The sequence below is a fragment of the Mesorhizobium sp. ESP-6-2 genome (genome assembly GCF_020164675.1).
Taxonomy (GTDB): domain Bacteria; phylum Pseudomonadota; class Alphaproteobacteria; order Rhizobiales; family Rhizobiaceae; genus Mesorhizobium.
Genome location: NZ_JAIUGT010000003.1, coordinates 388,679 through 410,780, shown reverse-complemented (window position 1 = coordinate 410,780; position 22,102 = coordinate 388,679). Strand labels below are relative to the sequence as shown.

The window sequence follows — 22,102 nt, the reverse complement described above, 5'->3', positions numbered from 1 at the left end:
GCTACCTTCCGAGCACCAGGGCCCAGTAGCGGAGGCTGGGGTCGCGGCCGTCGCGGACATAGGCAAGCCCGAAACGGCTGAAGTCCGCGTCGAGTATGTTGCGCCGGTGGCCGGTCGAATGCATCCAGATATCGAACAGTTTCTGCTGGTCGAAGCGGCCTTCGGCGATGTTCTCGGCCGCAGCGCCGCGCACGCCATTGTCCTTCATGCGCGAGGCGAAATCCTTGCCCCAGCCGGTGGTGTGACTCATGCGCGTCCGCGACGCCATGTAGCCGGCCTGCTGCAACGCCGCCTGTTCGAGCTGGGTGTCCGCGGTCAGCGGACTCCGCCCGGCCGCGGCGCGCAAGTCGGCTAGGGTGGCCGTGGCGGAGGAAGAGACACCTGCGCCCTCACCGGTGGGCACGGAAACGGTGCTGCAGGCGGCAAGCCCCGCAATGGCCGCAAGACCGATCAGCAAGGAGCGCCTTGTCGGGCGCGGTTCTGGAGGGAGGTCGATGACAATGCTCATTCCTGCCTGCATAGTCGCGATCATGGCTTTTGACGGGCAAGCCGAAGAAACTGTCGAGGAAATTGATGCCTTGGCCTTCGCTGATCGCACCGCGTAGTCTTCAAACGTTCCGTTTGGCCATCCAGCTTCGAATGACCCACCATCCGAGAAATCCGATGTCGAAGATCGCGCGGCTTCTGCCGGGCAGCGATGACAATCCCGTGATGGCCTGTCCGGAACCATCGAATTGGCGACAGCCCCTGGCAAATCGGGTATGCTGTTACATCTACTAGTGGCAGCTACGGGCGGCCATCACGGTGGTGACCGCCCCCGACAAAGGGAGAAAGCTTATGGCCAGCTTTCATGTCATGGCGGACGCGCGTGGAATGCATGTGCAGCCCACGGTGCGCCACATCACCACATCGGACCTCTGGGATGCGCTGCGGCTCGGTGCCGAGGATTTCTGGGCAAAACCGTCTCACTACGTTTTCCTGTGCCTGATCTATCCCATCGTCGGCTTGATCCTGACGCAGTGGACGTCTGGCTCCAACGCCATTCAGCTCGTCTATCCCTTGATGTCGGGTTTCGCCATTGTCGGCCCTTTCGCCGCGCTCGGCCTCTACGAGATCAGCCGCCGCCGCGAGCTCGGCATGAACACCAACTGGCGGCATGCCCTCGATGTCCGCCACTCGCCGGCGGTACCTTCGATCGCGGTCATCGGCATCATGCTTTTCGTGCTGTTCCTGTTGTGGCTGTTCACCGCGCAGTCGATCTACACCAGCCTGTTCGGCGACCAGCCGCCGGCTTCGATCGGCGCCTTTGTCCGCGACGTGCTGACGACCAGCAAGGGCTGGACGCTGATCCTTCTCGGCAACGCCGCCGGCTTCGTTTTCGCCGTGATCGTGTTGGCCACCACAGTCGTCGCCTTCCCGCTGCTGCTCGACCGTGATGTCGGCGCCGTTTCGGCCATAGAAACCTCGGTGCGGGCGGTGATGGCAAACCCGCTGCAGATGGCTCTTTGGGGCCTGACGGTCGCGGTGCTGCTGGTGATCGGTTCGATCCCGCTGTTTGCCGGGCTCGCGGTCGTTATGCCCATCCTTGGCCATGCCACCTGGCACCTCTACCGCAAGGTGGTGGAGCCGGAGCGGACGCAGCAGACAAGACGGCCGATGTAGACCAACACCGGGCCCGCCCTCAGCGCTGCGCGTCGGTCGCCATCTTCAGCGCCAGCGCCGTCAGCACGCCTCCCATCATCCAGCGCTGGATGACCAGCCACAAAGGCCGCCCGGCGAGAAAGGCGGCGATGGAGCCGGCCGTCACCGCGATGATGGCATTCACGGTCAGGCTGATCGAAATCTGCGTCGCGCCGAGCACAAGAAGCTGAGACAGGACGTGACCTTCGCCAATGCTGATGAATTGCGGCAGCAGCGACAAATAGAGCACCGCCACCTTCGGATTGAGCAGATTGGTCATCAGCCCCATGGCGAACAGCTTGCGCGGCCCGTCTTTCGGCAGGTCGCGCACCTGGAATGGCGAGCGTCCGCCCGGCCTCACCGCCTGCCAGGCCAGCCACAGGAGATAGAGCACGCCGGCAAAGCGCAGCGCATCATACGCGAAGGGCACGGCCAGCAGCAGCGCGGTGATGCCGAAGGCCGCCGACAGCACATAGAAGAGAAAACCGACGGCGACCCCGCCAAGCGAGATCAGTCCGGCCTTCGGCCCTTGCGACAGGGAGCGCGAGATCAGGTAGATCATGTTTGGACCCGGCGTCAGCACCATGCCCAGGCAGACCAGCGCGAAGGCGAGGTGGTTGGCGGTATCGGGCATTGTTCGTCCCCAGGCGTGCCGCGATGGATGCGATCCGGCGTGCGGCCCCTATGTGCCCGTTGCGGCAGGCGCCCACAAGGGCTTGGCGTCGCCAGGCGTTGCGCCAGAGTTCGGTTAACCGACCACGCGCAGGTTCGACAATTCGTTGCCGATTTCCTTGAAATCGTTCGACAGGCTGGCGCCCGTCGCGTTCCAGAACAGCTTGGCGGGTTTGCTCGGGTCCGCCGGGTCCTTGCGGAAGCGCGAGTCCGACGAGCATGATTTCAGCGCATCGATGGCGTTCTTGTCGCTGGTCTTGGTCGTGGACAGGTCGAGAGCCACCGTCATCACCATGATGTTGGCCGCCTTGGCGTTGTTGCAGAGCGTCGTCATCTGCTCGTTGAGCGCGCTGGTGTAATTGCCGTTCGAATAGTCGAACTGGCCGATGGCGCTGGATGTGCCCATGAACAGGCGCCCGACCGAGGTGCCGGCATAGCCGGGCTTGAGATAGCCGTAGGACGCGTAGGTCGACTTCGAATCGGCGGGGTCGGAATAGCTGAGCGAGGAAGGCGTGTAATAGGTGTTGGCGCCGTCGGTCAGCACGATCACCACCTTGTCGTTGCCTTTTTCTGTTTCCGGGCGCCCCTGCGTGAACGGCTCGCCGCTCGAGACCACCCGCCAGCCCCAGCCCATGCCCTCGGGAACATTGGTGCCGCCATCCGGCTGCATCAGGTCGATCGCGGCCTTGATCGTGGCGAGCCCATCGGCGACGCTGACGTCGGTCAGCGGCGTGATCGGGTTGGTGGTGCAGCTGTAGTTCGGGCCGTTGCCTGCGGGCAATACCGGCGCATCGATCGGTCGCGGCTGGAAATATTTGGCCATGTTGCGCAGCCGGACTTGGCCGCTGCTGCTCGAAGGATCGTCGTTCCACCAGCTGTTAATGGCGCCGTAGGTCCTTGGCGCGGCTTCGTTGGGATCCTGGGTGATCTTCCAGTGATTGCCGGGTTCATCCGGGGCGAACATCGGCACGAACATCGTCGCCGGATCGCCCACGCCTATCCCCGTGTTGGCCGAGCCGCCGGACGGCGGGGCGTCGTTGACATTGTAGGGGTAGGGCCGGGCTTCGACACAGCCTTGCCAACTGGCGAACGGACCGTAGGAATCGACATAGTCGTACGCGTCGTAACTGCGCTTGCAGGTATTGTTCCAGTTGTATTCAGCACAAACAACGTGCTTGCTGTTTTTAACACGCTCATGGCTGGTGACGACCTTCATGTCGCGGTAGAGCGAAAACCGGGTCAGCATCTGGCCTTCCTCGTCGCCCCAGCCGGTGCCGCGCTTGTACCAGATGCCGTTGGTCTGCTGGGCGTATTTGTTGGCGGCGTTCAGCGTCGACCAGTCGAAATTCTCGTTCGACACCGGTGACAAGCCCTCGGTGTCCATCCAGGACGCATTGCCATTGCCAGGACCGACATTGACCGAGGCGGCAAAGGGTACGAGGCCGAACTGCACCGGCTTGTCGACCTGCTTGATCATCGCGGCCTGTTGGGCAAGCGTGTCGACCAACTGCTTCGCCGCAGTCTTGAGGAGATCGATGCGCTTCTGCCCCGAGCCGGTTCCGGGCGTGACCATCGATCCGGAATTGTCGAGCACCAGCGCCACTTCGAGCGTGTTCTTCAGCCGCACCTCAGAGCATGCGGTGAAGCCGATATTGGTGGCGCCGGTGCCGCCGAGCAGTATCTTCGCCGTCGGCAGGAAGTAAGGATTATAGGTCAAGGTGCCGCAAAGCTTCATTGTTCCGCCGCCAGCGGCGTTGCTGGGCAAAGTGAGGTTGAGCGTCGTGTTGGCGGGATCGACATCGTTCAGATTGGCGTTGAAGAAGTCGAGCGCATAGGCCCTCAGCTGGTCGTCGGTGGCGCCTTCCGTCAGGCGGCGCGCCGTGGCGAAGTTGGCGGCGTCGAGCGCGTTCAACACCGTCTGCTTTTCGCGGTTCATTTCCGTGAAGTCGACCGCGAGCGCAAGCCCGCCCATCAGCGGGACCATCGCGAAGGCCGTCATGAGAGCATAGTTGCCGCGCCTGTCGCGGCGGAACTGACGCCAGATTTCACGCATGTCTTGCAGCGGCCCCCGCCGGCGGATTCTCGATCGGCGCCAGCTTTCCACAAAACGCTGAAGGACGGGTTTGGGAAACCGCTCGATTGCTTGGTTCGCGCTTCACCAAGCACTAACCAATCTGGAGCGGCCCCCCGGTGCCGTCCAGAACGACGCCCCGCCGATGCAGGGCGTCGACGTGGAATTCGTCGGATCAGCTGACGATGCGCAGGTTGGACAGCTCGTTGCCGATCGCCTTGAAATCGTCGGACAGCGTTGCGCCCGTCGAATTCCAGAACAGCTTCATCGGCTTGTTCGGATCGGTCTTGTCCTTGCTGAAGCGGGAATCCGAAGAACAGGCCTTCAGCGCATCCATCTGCGTTTTCTCCGCCGTCTTGGTGGCGTCCAGATCAAGCGCGATGGTCATAACCATGACCCCGGCGGCCTTGGCGTTGTTACAGAGCGCGGTGAAATGCTCGTTCATCGCCTTGGTGTAGTTGGCGTTGCTGTAGTCGTCCTTGGTGACATCGGTGCCGAGGAACATGCGGCCATAGGTATAGCTTTTGATGAAAGGTACGACGTATCCGAGAGCCGCATAGATCGCCTTGCTGCCGGCCAGGTCGTTGCCGCCAGAACTCCAATTGGTTCCAGAGTAGGTCTGCGCCGTCACCGAGGTCGGCGTGTAGTAGGTATTGGCGCCGTCGGTCAGCACGATCAGCACCTTGTCGTTGCCCCTTTCCGTCTCGGGCCGTCCCTCGGTGAAAGGTGCGGTGCTGGAAAGGGTTCGCCAGCCCCACGCCATGCCTTCCGGCACGTTTGTGGCACCGGCGGCCGCCATGGCGTCGACAGCGTTCTTGATCAAAGTTGCGCCGGCTGTCGTGGAAACATCGGTCAGGGGCGTGATTGCCGTCGTGCTGCAGCTTGTATTCGGCCCGGCGTCCATGCCGTAGGCCGGCGTCACCGTAGTGCCCGGATCATTGAAATATTTCGGCATGTAGCGCTGGCGTTCGGCGCTGGTGACTGGCGGCACAAGTGTCCCTGACGGCACATCGGCACGCCAATTGTTGTTGGCCGGGCGGCTGCTGCTGTCGATGAGATCGGTTTCATCGGGCGCGAACATCGGCACGAACAGGGTAGCGGGTATGGACGCTGCGGTATCCTGGATGTTGTATGGATAGGGCCGAGATTCGACACAGCCTCCCCAGTTGGCAACCGTATCGTAGGTGTAGGTCCTGCAACTGCCGTCCCGGTTCCTTGAACTGCACCCCGTGGTGCGTTTCATCTGTTTGTAGATCGAGAACCGGGTCAGCGGCTGGTCTTTCTGGCTCGCGTCCCAGCCGGTGCCTTTCGCGTACCAGACGCCGGCGATGTTCTGCGCGTATTTGGTGGACGAAAAGGACGAACTCATGGTCGTCCAGTCGAAATTCTCATGATGGATAGGCGAGATGCCGGTCGTGTCCATCCACGCCGCCGAAGCGTTGCCCGGACCGACATTCACCGAGGCGGCAAAGGGAACCAGGCTGAACTGGACCGGCTTGGTGACCTGCCTCATCTGCTGGGCCTGGCCGGCCAACTGGTCGACCAGCTGCTTGGCGGCGCTCTTGAGAAGGTCGAACCTCACCTTGTTCGAGCCTTTGCCGAGCTCCTTCATGGAACCGGAATTATCGAGCACCAGCGACACTTCCAGCGTGTTCTTCAGGCGCACTTCGGAGCAGGTGCTGAAGCCGATATCGGTGCTGCCGGCGCTGCCGCCCAGCAGTAGTTTAGCCGTCGGCTCGAAATAGGGCTTGTAGACCAAGGTAGCGCAGAGCTTCAGCGTCCCGCCGCCCGTGTTGTTGTTGGGCAGCGTCACGGCCAGCGTGGTGTTGGCCGGATCTATATGCGCGAGATTGGCTTCGAAGAAATTCTTGGCATAGGCCACCGCGTCGGCGTCGCTGGCGCCGGCAACGATCTGCTGGGCCGTGGCGAAGCCTGCCGCGTCCAAGGCATTCAAGGCGTTTTGCCTTTGGCCCACCATTTCCGTATAGTCGACGGCGATAGCCACGGCGCCCATCAGCGGCACCATGGCGAGCACGGTCATCAGCGCATAATTGCCACGCCGGTCGCGTCCGAATCTTCGGATCATTGTCACAGCTGCCCCGCGAAATCGATAGTCATTGGGGACGGTGTCATAAATCGTTAAATTTCAGGTTTCTGGAATATATCCAAGGTCAGGCCGCACCTTCAAAGCTCGTTAACCAACCGGTGAACGGTGGCGGATGTCCGCTTCAGGGCGAAAGCTGGTGACAGGCTGGGCCGGTTCGGATAATTCCAACCGGCTGCGGCAAACCGTCGGCTGCGGCACCGCAACGATCATGACTGAAGGATACGGCATGGCGGCCTCGCCTGACATTATCGGTTCGCTCGAAGACGTGTCGAAGAACTATTCGGCCATTCTCTGCGATGTCTGGGGCGTGGTGCACAATGGCGAGACACATTTTCCGGCGGCGGCTTCGGCGCTGACGGCAGCCCGTTCGGCCGGCATCCCCGTCGTCTTGATCACCAATTCGCCGCGCCGCAGCGCCGACGTCGTGGCCCAGATGAACGTCATCGGCGTTCCCCCATCGGCATACGACCGCGTGGTCACCTCGGGCGACGTGACCCGCGACCTGATCGTGGAAGGCCCGCGAAAGATCTTCCATGTGGGCGCCGAGCGAGACTTGACCCTCTATGACGGGCTCGACGTCGATCTCGTGGAGGAGTTCGAGGCATCCGGCGTCGTCTGCACCGGCCTGTTCGATGACGAAGTGGAGAAGCCCGAAGATTATGCGGAGCTGCTGCGGCGGCTGCGCGCCAGGAACCTGCCTTTCATCTGCGCCAATCCGGATATCATGGTCGAGCGCGGCGAACGCATCATCTGGTGCGCCGGCGCCCTGGCGCGCGACTACGCGCAGCTCGGCGGTCGCACGCTGATCGCCGGAAAGCCTTATACGCCCGTCTATGATGTGGCGATGAAGGAGGTGGCGGAGATCCTTGGCCGGCCGGTCGAGCGCCGCCAGGTGCTGGCCATCGGCGACGGCATGCTGACCGACATCAAAGGCGCGGCCGACAACGGTTTCGACGTTCTCTATGTCTCGGGCGGCATCCATGCCCGCGACTATGGCGATGCATCGCAGCCGGATCCGGCAAGGCTCGCCGCGTTTCTTGACAGGCACGGCTATCATCCAGTGGCCGTCATTCCCAGGCTGCGGTAGATGGCGATGGACGCTTTCCAGCACCTTTCGGCAACCGCGCCGCTGCCGGCCGATTTGCGCAGCGGCGTTGTCGCCATCGGCAATTTCGACGGCGTCCATCGCGGTCACCAGGCGGTGCTCGAACGGGCATTGGCGGAGGCGCGGCGGCGTGGCGTGCCGGCGCTGGTGCTGACTTTCGAACCGCACCCGCGAAAGGTATTCAGGCCCGAAATACCGCTGTTCGTGCTGACGCCGCCGCCGATGAAGGCGCGGCTCCTGTCGCTGCTGGGCTTTGCCGCGCTCGTCGAACAGCCTTTCACGCGCGACTTCGCCTCGCTATCGGCGGAAGCCTTCGTGACCGACGTTCTGGAGAGAACGCTTGGCATCACCCATGCGGTGACCGGCTTCGATTTCCATTTCGGCAAGGACCGCCAGGGCGGGCCGGCCTATCTGATGGCGGCTGGCGAGCGCCATGGCTTCGGCGTCACGCTGGTCGATGCATTTCGGGACGAGAGCGCCGAGGTGGTTTCATCGAGCCGCATCCGCGCCTTGCTTTGCGATGGTGAGGTGGCGGAGGCCGCCGGCCTGCTCGGCTATCGCTTCACGGTGGAGAGCGAAGTCGTGAACGGCCAGAAACTGGGGCGAACGCTCGGCTTTCCGACCGCGAACATGAGGCTTCCTGCCGAGGCCACCCTCAGGGAAGGCATCTATGCCGTTCGCTTTCGCCGCGCCGACGGAAGGCTGCATGATGGCGTTGCCAGCTTTGGCCGCCGTCCGACCGTCGACGATGATGGCGCGCCGCTTCTGGAAACCTTCGTCTTCGATTTTTCCGGTGACCTCTATGGCGAGATCTGCGAGGTGTCGTTCTTCGGTTACCTGCGCAGCGAGGTCAAGTTCGACGGGCTTGATGCGCTGGTCGCGCAGATGAAGCGCGACGAGGCCGAGGCGAGAGCACTGCTGGCCGGCGTCAAGCCGCTTTCGCAACTCGACGCGGCCATGGCTTTTTGAAGCATGATCCCGAAAAGTGGAGCCCGGTTTTCGGGTTAGATCATGTTCGAATCAGACGTTATTTTTTCAGCGCCAGACCGACGGCGATGAAGGTCCAGCCCTGGAAGATCAGGTCGATTGCCAGGAACAGGCCGAGCACCCATACGCTGTTGACCGGCCAGCCCATGGCTATGATCAACCCTGCGATCGCGCTGATGGCGCCGGCCGCGACGATCCAGCCCCAGCCGCGCTCAGGCCGGTGGCTGTAGCCGACCCAGGCGCGCAGCACGCCGGAAGCGACGAGCGCGACGGCCAGCAGGAAGGTCAGCACCGCCGAGGCCAGCAGCGGGTTGTCGAAGGCGAAAAAGCCCGCGACCGCGTAGAGCAATCCGCTGAGCAGCCAGTAGAAGAAGCGGCCCCACGTCTTGACCCCGAAGGCATGCATGATCTCGATGATGCCGGCCACCAGCATCAGCCACCCCACGACATAGACGGAAGCCACCGTAGCGATGAAGAGGTTGCCGAAAGCAATGCCGCCGAGGATCAGCAGCAACACGCCCAGGCCAACAAACCATCCCCACTTTGCTCGCGTCTGTCCGATCGCGTCCTTCAGTGCATCGCCGTGCAAGGTCATGTCGCCACCTCCATCGAGGACCGCCAGCAGGAATGAAGTTACCCTCGGTGCCGACCCGCGTCCAGCCGACGGCGGCCGGATGGTGCAAGCAATGCGAGCCGGACGTCTCGACCTTAAATCAAATTTTACCAAAGCCTCTTCAAAGCTGTGACCGAAAGACAGTCGTATCGTGTTAATGGGGTAGCCATGAGTCCGGTCGGGAAAATTTCTGCAGCCTTGGCTACCGTCATGCTGGCTACCTCGGGTGCGGCCGATGCCGGCGGGGGCGCCTTCGGCTGGCTGTCCGGCGATTGGTATCTGACGGTCGGCGCCACCGGCATGGTGGCGCCTAATTTCGAGGGGGGCAAGAAGTACCTGCTCAGCGCCTCGCCGATTATCTCCTTGGGCAAGGCTGGCCCGGCGGCCCGCTTCACCTCGCGCAACGACAACATTTCGCTGGCGCTGGTCGATGACGGCGGCGTCCGCGCCGGCCTGACCGGCAAGTTCCTGTTCTCGCGCGACGACGGCGATGCCGACGAGCTGAAAGGCCTCGATCCGGTCCGCTGGGGCGGCGAGGTGGGCGGCTTCTTCGAATTCTATCCGACGGACTGGATACGTGCGCGTGCCGAGCTGCGGCACGGCATCCGCGCCCATAACGGCTTCGTCGCCGACATCGCCGCCGACGCCTTCTACGATGTGACGCCAACCGTCAGGATTTCTGGCGGGCCGCGCGTCTCGTTCGCCTCCGCCAAATATTTCGACGCCTATTACGGCGTCAACGCGCAGGAAGCCGTGGCCTCGGGGTTGAACCAGTATAATCCCGGCGGCGGCCTGAAATCGGTCGGCCTTGGCGGTGCGGTGACGTGGAAGGTGACCGACCCGATGACTGCCAGCCTGTTCGGCGAATATTCGCGCCTCGAGGGCCCGGCCGCCGATTCCAGCCTGGTCAAGGAGCGCGGCGACCGCAACCAGTTCATGATCGGCGTGTCGACGACCTATCGCTTCGATTTCAAGATGTAGGTGAATCGAACGAGACGCTTTATTCCTGCGCTCATCTCCGCTAAAAGCCCACCAATGACGAGCTTTTCGCGTTCTGTCGCGATTACGATACGAATTACCAGCCCGGTGTTCCGGACGGCCTGAGAGCTGTCGGAGCCGCCGGGAATCTTGCGCGCGACCCCTCGCGCTTTTTCCAGATCATGATAGTTCAGGCCCGAGCTCCCTTGCCGCCGGGCAATCCACAATGGCAGACCAATGACCGATACAGCTGAGACGATCGACTATTCCAAGACGCTTTACCTGCCGCAGACGGATTTCCCGATGCGTGCCGGTTTGCCCGAGAAGGAACCGGTGCTGGTCAAGCGCTGGCAGGAGATGGATCTCTACCGCAAGCTGCGCGAGGCCTCCGCCGGCCGCCCGAAATACGTGCTGCATGACGGTCCGCCCTATGCCAACGGCAACATCCATATCGGCCATGCGCTGAACAAGATCCTCAAGGACGTCATCAACCGCTCCTTCCAGATGCGCGGCCGCGACGCCAATTACGTGCCCGGCTGGGACTGCCACGGCCTGCCGATCGAATGGAAGATCGAGGAGCAGTACCGCGCCAAGGGCAAGAACAAGGATGAGGTGCCGGTCAACGAGTTCCGCAAGGAATGCCGGGATTTCGCAGCTCACTGGATCGGCGTTCAGGGGGCGGAATTCCAGCGCCTTGGCGTCATCGGCGACTTCAAGAACCCCTATACGACCATGGCCTTCCACGCCGAGGCGCGTATCGCCGGCGAACTGTTGAAATTCGCCATGTCGGGCCAGCTCTATCGCGGCTCCAAGCCGGTGATGTGGAGTGTCGTCGAGCGCACCGCACTCGCCGAGGCCGAGATCGAATACCAGGACTACGAGTCGGATACGATCTGGGCGAAGTTCCCGGTCGCCAGTCTGGTGCGCGCCGTTGCTGACGGGGAAACCGCATTGACCGAGGGTGCTCTCGATCTGCTGCAGGCCCATGTCGTCATCTGGACGACGACGCCCTGGACGATCCCCGGCAACCGTGCCGTCAACTATTCGCCCCGCATCAACTACGGTCTCTACGAGGTCACGGCAGCTGAGAACGCCTTCGGCCCGCAGCCGGGCGAAAAGCTGATCTTTGCCGATACACTGGCCGAAGAGGCTTCGGCCAAGGCCAAAGTCACCTTGAATCGTCTTCGCAGCGTGTCGGCGCAAGAGCTTGGAAGTCTTACGCTTTCGCATCCCTTCAAGGGTCTTGGCGGCGGTTACGGGTTTCCGGTGCCCATGCTTGCCGGCGACCATGTCACCGATGATGCGGGCACCGGGTTCGTTCACACGGCGCCGGGCCATGGCCGCGAGGATTTCGACGCCTGGATGGATGCGGCACAGGACCTGCGTGCGCGCGGCGTCGACACCGCGATCCCGTTCACCGTCGACGATGCCGGCTTTTTCACCAAGGATGCGCCGGGCTTCGGTCCGGATCGTGAGGGTGGCGCGGCGCGCGTTCTCGACGACAACGGCAAGAAGGGCAATGCCAATCAGGCGGTCATCGACGAGTTGATCAAGCGCAACGCCCTGTTTGCCCGCGGTCGCCTCAAGCACAGCTATCCGCATTCCTGGCGGTCGAAGAAACCGGTCATCTTCCGCAACACGCCGCAATGGTTCGTCTACATGGACAAGGACCTCGGCGACGGCACGACGCTACGCAGCCGTGCGCTGAAGGCGATCGACGACACCCGTTTCGTGCCAGGGGCGGGGCAGAACCGTATTCGCGCCATGATCGAGGAGCGGCCCGACTGGGTGCTGTCGCGCCAGCGCGCCTGGGGCGTGCCGATCGCGGTCTTCGCCGACGTCGATGGCAATGTGCTCCAGGACGAGGCGGTCAACCAGCGCATCATGGACGCTTTCGAGAAAGAAGGCGCCGATGCCTGGTTCGCCGCCGGTGCCAAGGAACGTTTCCTCGGCAATCACGATGCCTCCAGATGGAAGCAGGTGACGGATATCCTCGACGTCTGGTTTGATTCAGGCTCGACCCACGTGTTCACGCTGGAGGATCGTCCGGACCTCAAATGGCCGGCCGACGTCTATCTCGAAGGCTCCGACCAGCATCGTGGCTGGTTCCACTCCTCGCTGCTCGAAAGCTGCGGCACCAGGGGCAGGGCGCCCTACGACACCGTCGTCACCCATGGCTTCACCATGGACGAGGACGGCCGCAAGATGTCGAAATCGCTCGGCAACACCGTCGTCCCGCAGGACGTGATCAAGCAGTCCGGCGCGGACATCCTGCGCCTGTGGGTGGTGACGACCGACTATTGGGAAGACCAGCGGCTCGGCAAGAACGTGCTGCAGACCAACATCGACGCCTACCGCAAGCTGCGCAACACCATCCGCTGGATGCTGGGCACGCTCGCCCATGACGATGGCGAGGAGGTGCCGCTGGAAGGGATGCCGGAGCTGGAACGGCTGATGCTGCATCGCCTCGCCGAACTCGATGAGGTGGTGCGCCAGGGCTACGATGCGTTCGAGTTCAAGCGCATCACCCGTGCGCTCCTCGATTTCATGGTGGTCGAGTTGTCGGCCTTCTATTTCGACATCCGCAAGGACGCGCTCTACTGCGATGCGCCGTCGAGCGCGAAGCGCAAGGCCTCGGTGCAGGTGGTGCGCCACCTGTTCGACTGCCTGGTGAGATGGCTGGCGCCGATGCTGCCCTTCACCATGGAAGAGGCCTGGCTCGACCGCCATCCCGATGCCGTCTCGGTGCATCTCGACCAGTTCCCGGCGATCCCGGAAAACTGGAAGAACGAGGCGCTGGCGGAGAAATGGCGTAAGGTGCGGCAGGTGCGCCGTGTCGTCACCGGTGCGCTGGAAATCGCGCGTGCCCAGAAAGTGATCGGCTCGTCGCTGGAAGCGGTGCCGGTCGTCACCATCAACGACGCAGCGCTTGAAGCGGCTATTTCGGACGTCGACATGGCCGAAATGGCGATCACCAGCGATCTCGTCATCGTCCATGGGGAGGCGCAACAAGGCGCCTTCACACTCGAAGACGTCAAGGGCGTCGCCGTGGTGATCGAAAAGGCCGAGGACCGCGGTCTGGTCAAATGCGCGCGGTCGTGGCGTTACACCGCCGATGTCGGGCAGGATCCTGCCTTTCCCGATGTCTCGGCGCGCGACGCCGCCGTGCTGCATGAACTGAAGGCGCTGGGAAGGCTCTAGATGCATGTCGCCCAAAAGTGTGCCGCGGTTTTGGGACAACGACATGCATCAACCAAAATGCATGTCGCCCAAAAGTGTGCCGCGGTTTTGGGACAACGACATGCATCAATGAAATAGTGCACAAATGCCACGCCGGACGGGCGAAACCCGTCCGTGCGTTGCCCTTAACGAGTGGTTGAGGTAAACACGCGAAACTCCGGAAGACAAATTGTCGCCGGATTTCCGTCGCAAGTGCTTGAACGATGGGGACCGGACCTTGGGACCGGCGGCGATCGAGAGGCTGTCTAGAGTGGGACTTTTTGGCATGACCGAGAGATTTAACGCGCGCCTCGCGCTGTTGGCGCCGCTTGTCGCATCGGGACTCGCTCTGTCCGGCTGTGTCGGTTCTCCGACCTACGGCACCGACAAGACCGCCGGCGAACAACTGGCCGGCGATCTCACCGGCGCTTTTTCGTTCGCCCCCAAGCGCAAGGAACACATCGATTACAAGCCGCGTCCCACCCTGGTGAAGCCGGCGCCTGGTCAGAAGGAAGCGCTGCCGGCGCCACAGGAGAGCATCGAAACCGCAAGCGCCGAATGGCCCGAATCGCCCGAGCAGCGCCGTGCCCGCCTGCGCGCCGACGCCACCGCACACCAGGATGATCCCTCCTACCAGTCGCAGATCGTCGACGACGTGCAGACGGATCCCGCCTCGGTGAAGAAGGCGATGGAGGAATCCGGCTCAAGTCACCCGCCGCGCTGGACGCCTGCCGATTCCGACAAGGGTCGCGCCGCCGACATCCAGCGCCGCCTCGCCGAAAGCAAGCAGGGCGATCCGAATACCCGCAAATATCTGAGCGAACCGCCCCTTGCCTATCGCGTCGCATCCGACACGGCGCCGCAAAACGAACTCGGCGAAGACGAGTATAAAAAGGAACGCCGCCTCAAGAGAGAGGCGGAAGGCAAGAAGGGCAGCGGCTGGTTCGACTGGCTGCCGTCTCTGTAAAAAGCGGGCCGCGTTTGCTTGCCGACGGGCATTGCCTCGGTTCAGTCCCGGCGCTCCCGAAAGAAATCCCTCAGCAGCAGGGCCGCTTCGGCCTCTGCCATGCCCGCATAGATGTCGGGCGTGTGATGGCAGGTCGGCGAAGCGAAGAAGCGCACGCCGTTGACCACCGCGCCGCCCTTTTCGTCCGCGGCGCCAAAGTAGAGCCGGCGCAGTCTGGCGAAGGAGATGGCGCCGGCGCACATGGCGCAAGGCTCCAGCGTCACATAGAGATCGTGTCCGGTGAGCCGCTCGCTCGACAGCCTGCGGCAGGCTTCGCGGATGGCCAGCATCTCGGCATGGGCCGTCGGATCGGCAAGCTCGCGGGTGCGGTTGCCGGCACTGGCCACCACCGTGCCGGCGCTGGCGATGACGGCGCCAACCGGCACTTCGCCTCGCGAGGCTGCCGCCTGCGCCTCCGCCAGCGCCAGCGCCATGAAATCGGGCCGCTTCACGCGGGTTTCCATTCCGATTATCTCCTCGCCACTCGACGGTGATCCTGTTATTGAGCGCATAACCTCGAAAATCGGGTACGGTTTTCGGCAATGATCATGCGCCAAATTAAAAATGCTACAGCGTTCGTTGCGCGCCCGAAAGGATGCGCCACGCTGTAGCAGCGCAAACGGACAAAGGCCACATGGACGACAACGACAAGAAATCTCCGCGCCAGAAGGGTCCGGGCAAAAGCGGTCCGAAGCCGGCGGCCGCGCGTGGGCGCGATACCGGCAAAGGCGGCAAACCGGCCTTCGGCGCCAAGAAACCGTTTGCCAAGCGTGGCGACGGCGGCAAGCCCTTCGAAAAACGCGAAGGGCCGCGCAAGCCCTACGCGCCGCGCGGCGAGCGGCCAATGGCAGCCGAAGGCGAACGGCCCCAGAAGCGCGAGTACAAACCGCGTGAGGGCGGGCGCTCGGAGCGGCCGTTTAACAACGGTCCGCGTCCGGAAGGCAAGCCTTATGAGAAGCGCGAAGGCCCGCGCAAGCCCTACGCGCCGCGTGGCGAGCGTCCAATGGCCGCCGATGGCGAACGGCCCCAGAAGCGTGAGTACAAGCCGCGCGAAGGCGGCGAAGGCGGGCGCTCGGAGCGGCCCTTCAACAAGGGTCTGCGTCCGCAAGGCAAGCCTTATGAAAACCGCGAAGGGCCGCGCAAGCCCTATGCACCGCGCGGCGAGCGGCCGATGGCGGCTGAAGGTGCGGCGGGTGAAAGACGTTTCGATCGACCTAAGCGTGATTTTGCCGATCGGCCCAAACCCGTCTTCTCTGACCGTCCGAAGCGCGATTTCGCTGCCGACCGGCCGCAAGGCGGTTTCAAGTCCCGTCCGCGTCCCGCCGAGGCGGCGGAAGAAGCCGGCGAGCGGATCGCCAAGCGCCTGGCTCGCGCCGGGCTTGCCTCGCGCCGCGACGCCGAGGAGTTGATCGCGGCCGGCCGCGTCAAGGTCAACGGCCGGGTTCTGTCTTCGCCAGCCTTCAATGTAATGCCCGACGACATCATCCATCTCGACGGCATGGAGATCCCGCCGATCGAGCGCACCCGGCTGTTCCTGTTCCACAAGCCTGCCGGCGTCGTGACCACCAACCGCGACCCCGAGGGCCGCAAGACCGTCTTCGACGTGCTGCCCGCCGAATTGCCCCGGCTGATGACCATCGGCCGGCTCGACATCAACACTGAAGGCCTGCTGCTGCTGACCAATGATGGCGGCCTGTCTCGCGTGCTCGAACTGCCGGCCACCGGCTGGCTGCGCCGCTACCGGGTCCGCGTCCATGGCAAGGTCGAGGAAAGTGCGCTTGCGGGCCTTCGCGAAGGCATTGCCGTGGACGGCGTCTTCTATGGCGCCATCGAGGCGAGCCTCGACCGCGAGCAAGGCTCGAACGCCTGGCTGACGATCGGCTTGCGCGAAGGCAAGAATCGCGAGGTCAAGAACATTCTCGGCGCGCTCGGCCTCGACGTGACGCGGCTGATCCGCATCTCCTACGGTCCGTTCCAGCTCGAGGATCTTCCCGAAGGCCATGTGCTGGAAATCAAGGGCAAGGTTTTGCGCGATCAGCTCGGCGAACGCCTGATAGAGGAATCCGGCGCCAATTTCGATGCCGAGATAACAAAGCCGTTTTCCAACCTGCCGGTGCGGCGGGTCGAGCCGCGCCGCGAGGAGGCCGAGCGGCCGAGATTTTCGCGCGAGGGTGACCACCGGCCGATCGGCGAGGGCGGCCTGATCAAGAACCGCAAGCGCCGCGAAGGCAGCCGTGACGAAGCGCTGGGCAAACTGTCGACCAGCCCCGACAGAGGCGCCAGGCCGGAAAAAAGCTTTGGCGACCGCGGCCCGCGACCCGAGCGCGGTGGCTTCGGCGACAAGCCGCGCGGTGGTTTTGGCGGCAAGCCGGGCGGCAAGAAATCCGAGCGCGAGCAGCGGCCGATCGAACCGCCGGGCCAGCGCAAGGCCAATGTCTGGATGGCGCCGGGCGCGCGGCCGATCGGCAAGGGCAGGGCGGAGGCGGATGCTGCCAAAGCCGCTGAAGCCAAGGCCCGCAAGGCGTCTTTCAAGCCGGCCTATGGCAAGCCCGGCGGCAAGCCGGGCGGCCCAAAGCCGTTCGGCAAGCCGCGTGGCGAGCGTTCGGGTGGCGGCGGCGAGCGGCCGCGCGGCGGTCCCAAGGGTCCCAGGGCGAAATGAGGATCGTCGGCGGCGAGTTTCGCGGGCGCCCGCTGGCGACGCCCCGCGGCAGCGCCATCCGCCCCACGACCGACCGCACCCGCGAGGCTGTTTTCAATGTGCTGGCGCATCGCTTTGCCGATCGGCTGCAGCGCGCGCGCGTGCTCGACCTGTTCGCCGGAACGGGTGCGCTCGGTCTCGAGGCGCTGTCGCGCGGCGCGTCCTATGGCGTCTTCATCGAGGAATCGGCCGAAGGCCGGGGCCTGATCCGCGACAATGTCGAGGCCTTCGGCCTGACCGGCCGCACCAAGATATTCCGGCGCGATGCGACGGCTCTGGGCGAGGCCGGCACGCTGGCGCCGTTCGACCTCGTTTTCGCCGATCCACCCTACGGCAAGGGTCTTGGCGAGCGCGCGCTGAGGTCGGCCAATCAAGGCGGCTGGCTGCGTCCCGGCGCGCTGTGCGTGGTCGAGGAGGCAGCGGCGGCGCCTTTCGAGCCGGGACCGGGATTTTCAGTTGTCGACGAGCGCCACTATGGCGAGACGCTGATCCGGTTTGTCGAGGCCGCCTGAGTTAAGCTTCATTTGCAGGCGAAGATGGAATGCGACCCCTTCTTTCCCAGGGAGCAGGTTGTGCCATGCCAATGATCAACAATTCACTTTCCCAACATCGGCTCGCCGCCTATCGTCCGTGATGAGAAACCGGAGCCATTGATGACATTTCAGGCTGACTGGCTGCGCAAGACCCTCTTGGCGACATCGCTGGCTTTCATCATTGCCGGGCCGGGCCCAGCCTTCGCCGCCGACAAACGGCCGGCCGAGTTCAAGGTGACGGATTTCCTGCTCGACAACGGCATGGAAGTGGTCGTCATTCCCGACCATCGCTCGCCGATCGTCACCCATATGGTGTGGTATAAGGTGGGCAGCGCCGACGAACCGCCAGGCAAATCCGGCATCGCCCATTTTTTCGAGCATCTGATGTTCAAGGCGACTGCCAATCACGCCGCAGGCGAGTTCGACCGTGCCGTCTCCGACATAGGCGGCTCCAACAACGCCTTCACCTCCTACGACTACACCGCCTTCTACGAGACGGTGGCGCCGTCGGCGCTCGAGCTGATGATGAGCTTCGAGGCCGATCGCATGCGCAACCTCATCCTCACCGACGATGTCATCAAGACCGAGCGCGACGTCATCCTCGAGGAGCGCCGTTCGCGCATCGACAACAGTCCCGAGGCCGTGCTCGACGAGGAACTCGACGCCACGCTGTGGCAGAACCAGCCCTACCGAATTCCGGTCATTGGCTGGATGCAGGAAATGGAGCAGTTGAACCGCACCGACGCCATCGCCTTCTACAACAAATACTACCAGCCCAACAACGCGGTGCTGATCGTGGCCGGCGACGTCGAGCCGGACACGGTCAAGGCACTGGCCGAGAAAACCTACGGCAAGATCGCGCGCGGGCCCGACCTGCCGCCGCGCGTGCGCCCGGTCGAACCGGAGCAGAACACCAGGCGAACGGTGACGCTGTCCGACGCCCGCGTCAGCGTGCCGAATTTCTCCACCCAATGGGTGGTGCCGTCCTACCACACGGCCAAGCCCGGCGAAGCCGAGGCGCTCGACCTGCTGGCGGAAATACTGGGCGGCGGCAACCGCAGCCGGCTCTATCAGGCGCTGGTGGTCAGGCAAGGCATCGCTTCCAACGCCGGCGCCTATTTCCAGGGCACCATGCTGGACGACACCAACTTCACCGTCTATGGCACGCCGCGCGGCGACGCCAGGCTCGTTGATGTCGAGGCGGCCGTCGACGCGGAGGTCGCGCGCATCGCCAGGGACGGCGTCACCGTCAAGGAGCTGGACAAGGCCAAGGACCGCTATGTCCGCTCGATGGTTTTCGCCCGCGACAAGCAGGATTCAATGGCCAATATCTATGGCGCCGAGCTCGCCACCGGCGGCAATGTGCAGGACATCGAGCAATGGCCGGAGCGCATCCGCAAGATCACCGCCGGCGAGATCAAGGCCGTCGCCGCGCGCTACCTGGTGCTGGCCCGGTCGACGACCGGCTATCTCTTGCCGCAGCAACGGGCGGGGAATTGACGATGAATAGCGAGCACCACGGCTCTCTCCCTTCTCCCACAAGGGGAGAAAGGAAGGCACGCGCTGCGCTTGTCACTTTGCTCCTCACCATCTTCTTCCTTGTCCTGCCGGCGCTTGCCGCCCGCGCCATGGACATCCAGCAGGTCACCTCGCCCAAGGGCGTCACCGCCTGGCTGGTCGAAGACTATTCGGTGCCGATGGTGGCCGTCCGTTTTGTCTTTGGGGGCGGCTCGACGCAGGATCCGCCGGGCAAGGAGGGGCTGGCCAATCTGATGACCGGTCTGTTCGACGAAGGCGCAGGCCCTCTGGACAGCGACGCTTTCCAGGTGAAGCTCGACGACGCCGGCGCCGAGATGAGCTTCGAGGAGACCCGCGACGGCATCTACGGTTCCATGCGCATGTTGGCCGAGCAGCGAGACGAGGCGTTCGACCTGCTGCGGCTGGCGGTCAACGAGCCGCGTTTCGACCAGGCGCCGATCGATCGCATCGGCGCTCAGATCCTGTCCGGCATCATCGCCGGAGAGAACGACCCCGACACGATCGCGCAGGACAGATGGGCGCGCGCGCTCTATGGCGATCATCCCTATTCGCGCTCCGACCAGGGCACCAGGCAGAGCATCGCCGCCATCACGCGGGACGATTTGAAGGCGCTGCACAAGGCGGTCTTCGCGCGGAGCGGGCTGCATGTCGCGGTGGTCGGCGCCATCGACCCGGAAACGCTGAAGAAGAAACTGGACATGGTGTTCGGCGACCTGCCGCAGAACCAGACGCTAGCTCCGGTCGCCGACGTCAAGCCAAATCTGGCGCAGCATGTCGAGGTCGACTACGACCTGCCGCAGACCTCGCTGCAGCTCGCCTGGCCTGGCGTGAAACGCAAGGCGGCGGATTTCTTCCCCACGGTTCTGATGAATGAGATCCTCGGCGGTGGCACCTTCACCTCGCGCCTGTTCCAGGAGGTGCGCGAGAAGCGCGGGCTGGCCTACAGTGTCAACTCCTCGCTCATCAACCAGGACCATGCCGACGCGCTGATCGTCACCACCGGCACGCGCTCGGACCGCGCCGCCGAAACCCTCGGCATCGTGCGCGACGTGGTCAGGCGGCTTGCCGAGGACGGCCCTACCGAGGAGGAACTGGCGGCAACCAAGAAATACCTGATCGGCGCCTACGCCATCAGCAACCTGGACTCCTCCAGCGCCATCGCCGCGACCCTGGTCGAGCTGCAGCTCGACGACCTCGGCGTCGATTACATTCAGCGCCGCACCGGCCTCATCAACGCAGTGACGCTCGACCAGGTCAAGGCCGCGGCGAAGAAGCTTTTGTCGGCCGAGCCGACCATTATGGTCGTCGGACCGCCCTTGGCCGGAGCCAATAAGGGATGAGCCTCACCTTCGGCATCGCCTTTGGCGGCGGCGGCGCGCGCGGTCTGGCGCACATCCATGTTATCGAGGCGCTGGACGAACTGGGCATCAGTCCGGTCGCAATCGCCGGCTCGTCGATCGGCGCCATCATGGGCGCCGGTATGGCCTCAGGCATGACCGGCAAGGATATTCATGATTATGCCCGCTCGATCCTCGGCCGTCGCGCCGAGGTGGCGAGCCGCATGTGGCGGGCGCGGCCCGGCACCATCGCCGAGGCCATGCAGGCCGGCATCCGCGTCAGCCAGTTCAATGTCGAACGCATCCTCAAGGCATTCCTGCCCGAAGCCATTCCAGAAACCTTCGCCGAGCTGAAAATCCCGCTGAAGGTGACGGCGACGGACTATTTCGGCCACAAGCTGGCCGTGTTCGCCGAAGGCGACCTGCATTCGGCGCTCGCAGCTTCAGCGGCCATTCCTGCCGTGTTCGGCCCGGTGATGCGCGACGGCCGGCTGCTGATCGACGGCGGCATCTACAACCCCGTGCCCTTCGACCTGATCGAGGAGGATGCCGACATCATCATCGGCGTCGACGTGGTCGGCGCGCCGGAAGAGGCCGACCGCAGGCGGCCGACCTCCGTCGACCTGATGTTCGGCGCCACGCAACTGATGATGCAGTCGATCATCGCCAACAAGCTGAAGCAGTGCCAGCCCGATATCCTGATCCGCCCGGCGGTGTCCAAATACCGCGTGCTCGACTTCCTGAAGATCGAGGTCCTGATGACCGAGACCGCCGATATCAAGGACCAATTGAAGCGCGAGGTGGAGAGGGTTGTGGAGGCTAGGGAAAGTGCTGCCGTCGAGCAAAGACGGGAAAAGCAGACCGGGTGACGCGAGGTCCATAGGTTGCCTCACGTCACCGCTATAGCTTTGATCCCGAAAGCCCGGCGCCCTCCAGTCCTCTCTGGAAGATGGGCACTCTAACCGTTCACGATTTCGCCAGCACCGGCGCATACTCCAGCGCCACCACGCCGTTGCTGAATGGCTTGGCGTAAATCAACTCAAGCGACACCGGATCGCCGGCCGGAAACAGCTTTTTGCCCTGGCCGACGGTGCCGGGGTAGCTCAGCAGCCTGACGCGGTCGACCAGACCATGGCGCAACAGTTCCTGCGCGACGCTGAGGCTGCCATGCACATAGATGTTGCCGCCGCTACCTTGCTTCAGTGTCCTGACCGCCTCCGGCAGCGGCCCCCTGAGCAGCTCGGCCGGTTTCCAGTCGAGCACCTTCAAACTGCTGGACGCGACATATTTAGGCAGCGCGTTGAACCGGTCGGCGAAGTCTCCGGTTTCGCTCGGCCACGAGCCGGCGAAAATCTCGTAGGTCGTGCGCCCCAAAAGCATGGCGCCGCTGTCGGTAAGCTCGTCCTCCTTGAACCTGTCCATCTCGTCGTTCCAGGTGACGCCGGGCAGCTTCTCGACCTCGGCAATGCCATCGACGCTGATGAATTCGGTGACGATAAGCTTTCTCATGGCGTTCTCCTTCTCCGCTCAGAGGACGTGCCGCGCCAGCTTTCTGCG

The 22,102-nt window shown here is 63.7% G+C and carries 18 protein-coding genes; 11 read left to right on the top strand and 7 right to left on the bottom strand.

Annotation, left to right across the window (positions count from 1 at the left end; translation table 11 throughout):
* Window position 1: 1 nt before the first annotated feature.
* Window positions 2–508, bottom strand: a complete 507-nt coding sequence (locus tag LB532_RS11505; RefSeq protein WP_140637707.1) for a CAP domain-containing protein — start codon at window positions 506–508, stop codon at window positions 2–4.
* A gap of 329 nt (window positions 509–837) precedes the next feature.
* Here LB532_RS11505 and LB532_RS11500 point away from each other — a divergent pair, with 329 nt between their 5' ends.
* Window positions 838–1,662 (top strand): DUF2189 domain-containing protein, encoded by an 825-nt coding sequence (locus LB532_RS11500; RefSeq protein ID WP_140637708.1) that lies wholly within the window; start codon window positions 838–840, stop codon window positions 1,660–1,662.
* Between the two features lie 19 nt (window positions 1,663–1,681).
* Here the strand turns inward: LB532_RS11500 and LB532_RS11495 are convergent, their stop codons facing one another.
* The 3 genes from LB532_RS11495 to LB532_RS11485 form a co-directional block, all read right to left on the bottom strand.
* The gene (locus LB532_RS11495) at window positions 1,682–2,314 is read right to left on the bottom strand and encodes a LysE family translocator (RefSeq protein ID WP_140637709.1); all 633 of its coding nucleotides are present in this window, start codon (window positions 2,312–2,314) and stop codon (window positions 1,682–1,684) included.
* 114 nt (window positions 2,315–2,428) lie between these two features.
* On the bottom strand, window positions 2,429–4,405 hold the full coding sequence (locus tag LB532_RS11490) for a TadE/TadG family type IV pilus assembly protein (RefSeq protein WP_181169237.1): 1,977 nt from the start codon (window positions 4,403–4,405) through the stop codon (window positions 2,429–2,431).
* Between the two features lie 193 nt (window positions 4,406–4,598).
* Window positions 4,599–6,509 carry a pilus assembly protein gene (locus LB532_RS11485; RefSeq protein ID WP_140637710.1) on the bottom strand — a complete coding sequence of 637 codons (1,911 nt, stop codon included), beginning with the start codon at window positions 6,507–6,509 and terminating at the stop codon, window positions 4,599–4,601.
* A 247-nt stretch (window positions 6,510–6,756) separates the two neighbouring features.
* On the opposite strand from LB532_RS11485, the gene LB532_RS11480 reads away from it, so the two are divergent.
* On the top strand, window positions 6,757–7,617 hold the full coding sequence (locus tag LB532_RS11480; RefSeq protein WP_140638292.1) for a TIGR01459 family HAD-type hydrolase: 861 nt from the start codon (window positions 6,757–6,759) through the stop codon (window positions 7,615–7,617).
* 6 nt (window positions 7,618–7,623) lie between these two features.
* Window positions 7,624–8,604, top strand: a complete 981-nt coding sequence (locus LB532_RS11475) for a bifunctional riboflavin kinase/FAD synthetase (protein WP_140638293.1) — start codon at window positions 7,624–7,626, stop codon at window positions 8,602–8,604.
* Between the two features lie 58 nt (window positions 8,605–8,662).
* Here the strand turns inward: LB532_RS11475 and LB532_RS11470 are convergent, their stop codons facing one another.
* On the bottom strand, window positions 8,663–9,217 hold the full coding sequence (locus LB532_RS11470) for an HdeD family acid-resistance protein (RefSeq protein ID WP_140637711.1): 555 nt from the start codon (window positions 9,215–9,217) through the stop codon (window positions 8,663–8,665).
* A gap of 228 nt (window positions 9,218–9,445) precedes the next feature.
* Between LB532_RS11470 and LB532_RS11465 the strand changes: the two genes are divergently transcribed.
* From LB532_RS11465 to LB532_RS11455, 3 genes are all read left to right on the top strand, one after another.
* Window positions 9,446–10,216, top strand: coding sequence for a MipA/OmpV family protein (locus LB532_RS11465; protein WP_224556794.1), 771 nt, complete (start codon window positions 9,446–9,448; stop codon window positions 10,214–10,216).
* A gap of 234 nt (window positions 10,217–10,450) precedes the next feature.
* The gene (gene ileS / locus LB532_RS11460; protein WP_140637713.1) at window positions 10,451–13,414 is read left to right on the top strand and encodes an isoleucine--tRNA ligase; all 2,964 of its coding nucleotides are present in this window, start codon (window positions 10,451–10,453) and stop codon (window positions 13,412–13,414) included.
* Window positions 13,415–13,718: 304 nt separating this feature from the next.
* A complete protein-coding gene (locus LB532_RS11455; RefSeq protein WP_140637714.1) occupies window positions 13,719–14,399 on the top strand; it encodes a hypothetical protein in 681 nt (226 codons plus the stop codon).
* Window positions 14,400–14,440: 41 nt separating this feature from the next.
* Here LB532_RS11455 and LB532_RS11450 read toward each other — a convergent pair whose 3' ends face one another.
* Window positions 14,441–14,890 carry a nucleoside deaminase gene (locus LB532_RS11450; protein ID WP_140638294.1) on the bottom strand — a complete coding sequence of 150 codons (450 nt, stop codon included), beginning with the start codon at window positions 14,888–14,890 and terminating at the stop codon, window positions 14,441–14,443.
* Window positions 14,891–15,072: 182 nt separating this feature from the next.
* On the opposite strand from LB532_RS11450, the gene LB532_RS11445 reads away from it, so the two are divergent.
* The 5 genes from LB532_RS11445 to LB532_RS11425 all read left to right on the top strand — a co-directional run bounded on the left by LB532_RS11445 (window position 15,073) and on the right by LB532_RS11425 (window position 21,414).
* Entirely contained in the window at window positions 15,073–17,097 is a 2,025-nt protein-coding gene (locus LB532_RS11445; RefSeq protein WP_140637715.1) for a pseudouridine synthase, read from the top strand.
* The gene (gene rsmD, locus LB532_RS11440) at window positions 17,094–17,648 is read left to right on the top strand and encodes a 16S rRNA (guanine(966)-N(2))-methyltransferase RsmD (RefSeq protein WP_140637716.1); all 555 of its coding nucleotides are present in this window, start codon (window positions 17,094–17,096) and stop codon (window positions 17,646–17,648) included. Before LB532_RS11445 ends, rsmD begins: the two co-directional genes overlap by 4 nt.
* A 141-nt stretch (window positions 17,649–17,789) precedes the next feature.
* A complete protein-coding gene (locus LB532_RS11435) occupies window positions 17,790–19,169 on the top strand; it encodes a M16 family metallopeptidase (RefSeq protein WP_140637717.1) in 1,380 nt (459 codons plus the stop codon).
* A 2-nt stretch (window positions 19,170–19,171) separates the two neighbouring features.
* A complete protein-coding gene (locus tag LB532_RS11430; protein ID WP_140637718.1) occupies window positions 19,172–20,548 on the top strand; it encodes a M16 family metallopeptidase in 1,377 nt (458 codons plus the stop codon).
* Complete coding sequence (locus LB532_RS11425; protein ID WP_140637719.1) at window positions 20,545–21,414, top strand: patatin-like phospholipase family protein; 870 nt, start codon at window positions 20,545–20,547, stop codon at window positions 21,412–21,414. Before LB532_RS11430 ends, LB532_RS11425 begins: the two co-directional genes overlap by 4 nt.
* Before the next feature lie 97 nt (window positions 21,415–21,511).
* Here LB532_RS11425 and LB532_RS11420 read toward each other — a convergent pair whose 3' ends face one another.
* Window positions 21,512–22,054, bottom strand: a complete 543-nt coding sequence (locus LB532_RS11420) for a dihydrofolate reductase family protein (protein WP_140637720.1) — start codon at window positions 22,052–22,054, stop codon at window positions 21,512–21,514.
* Window positions 22,055–22,102: the final 48 nt, after the last annotated feature.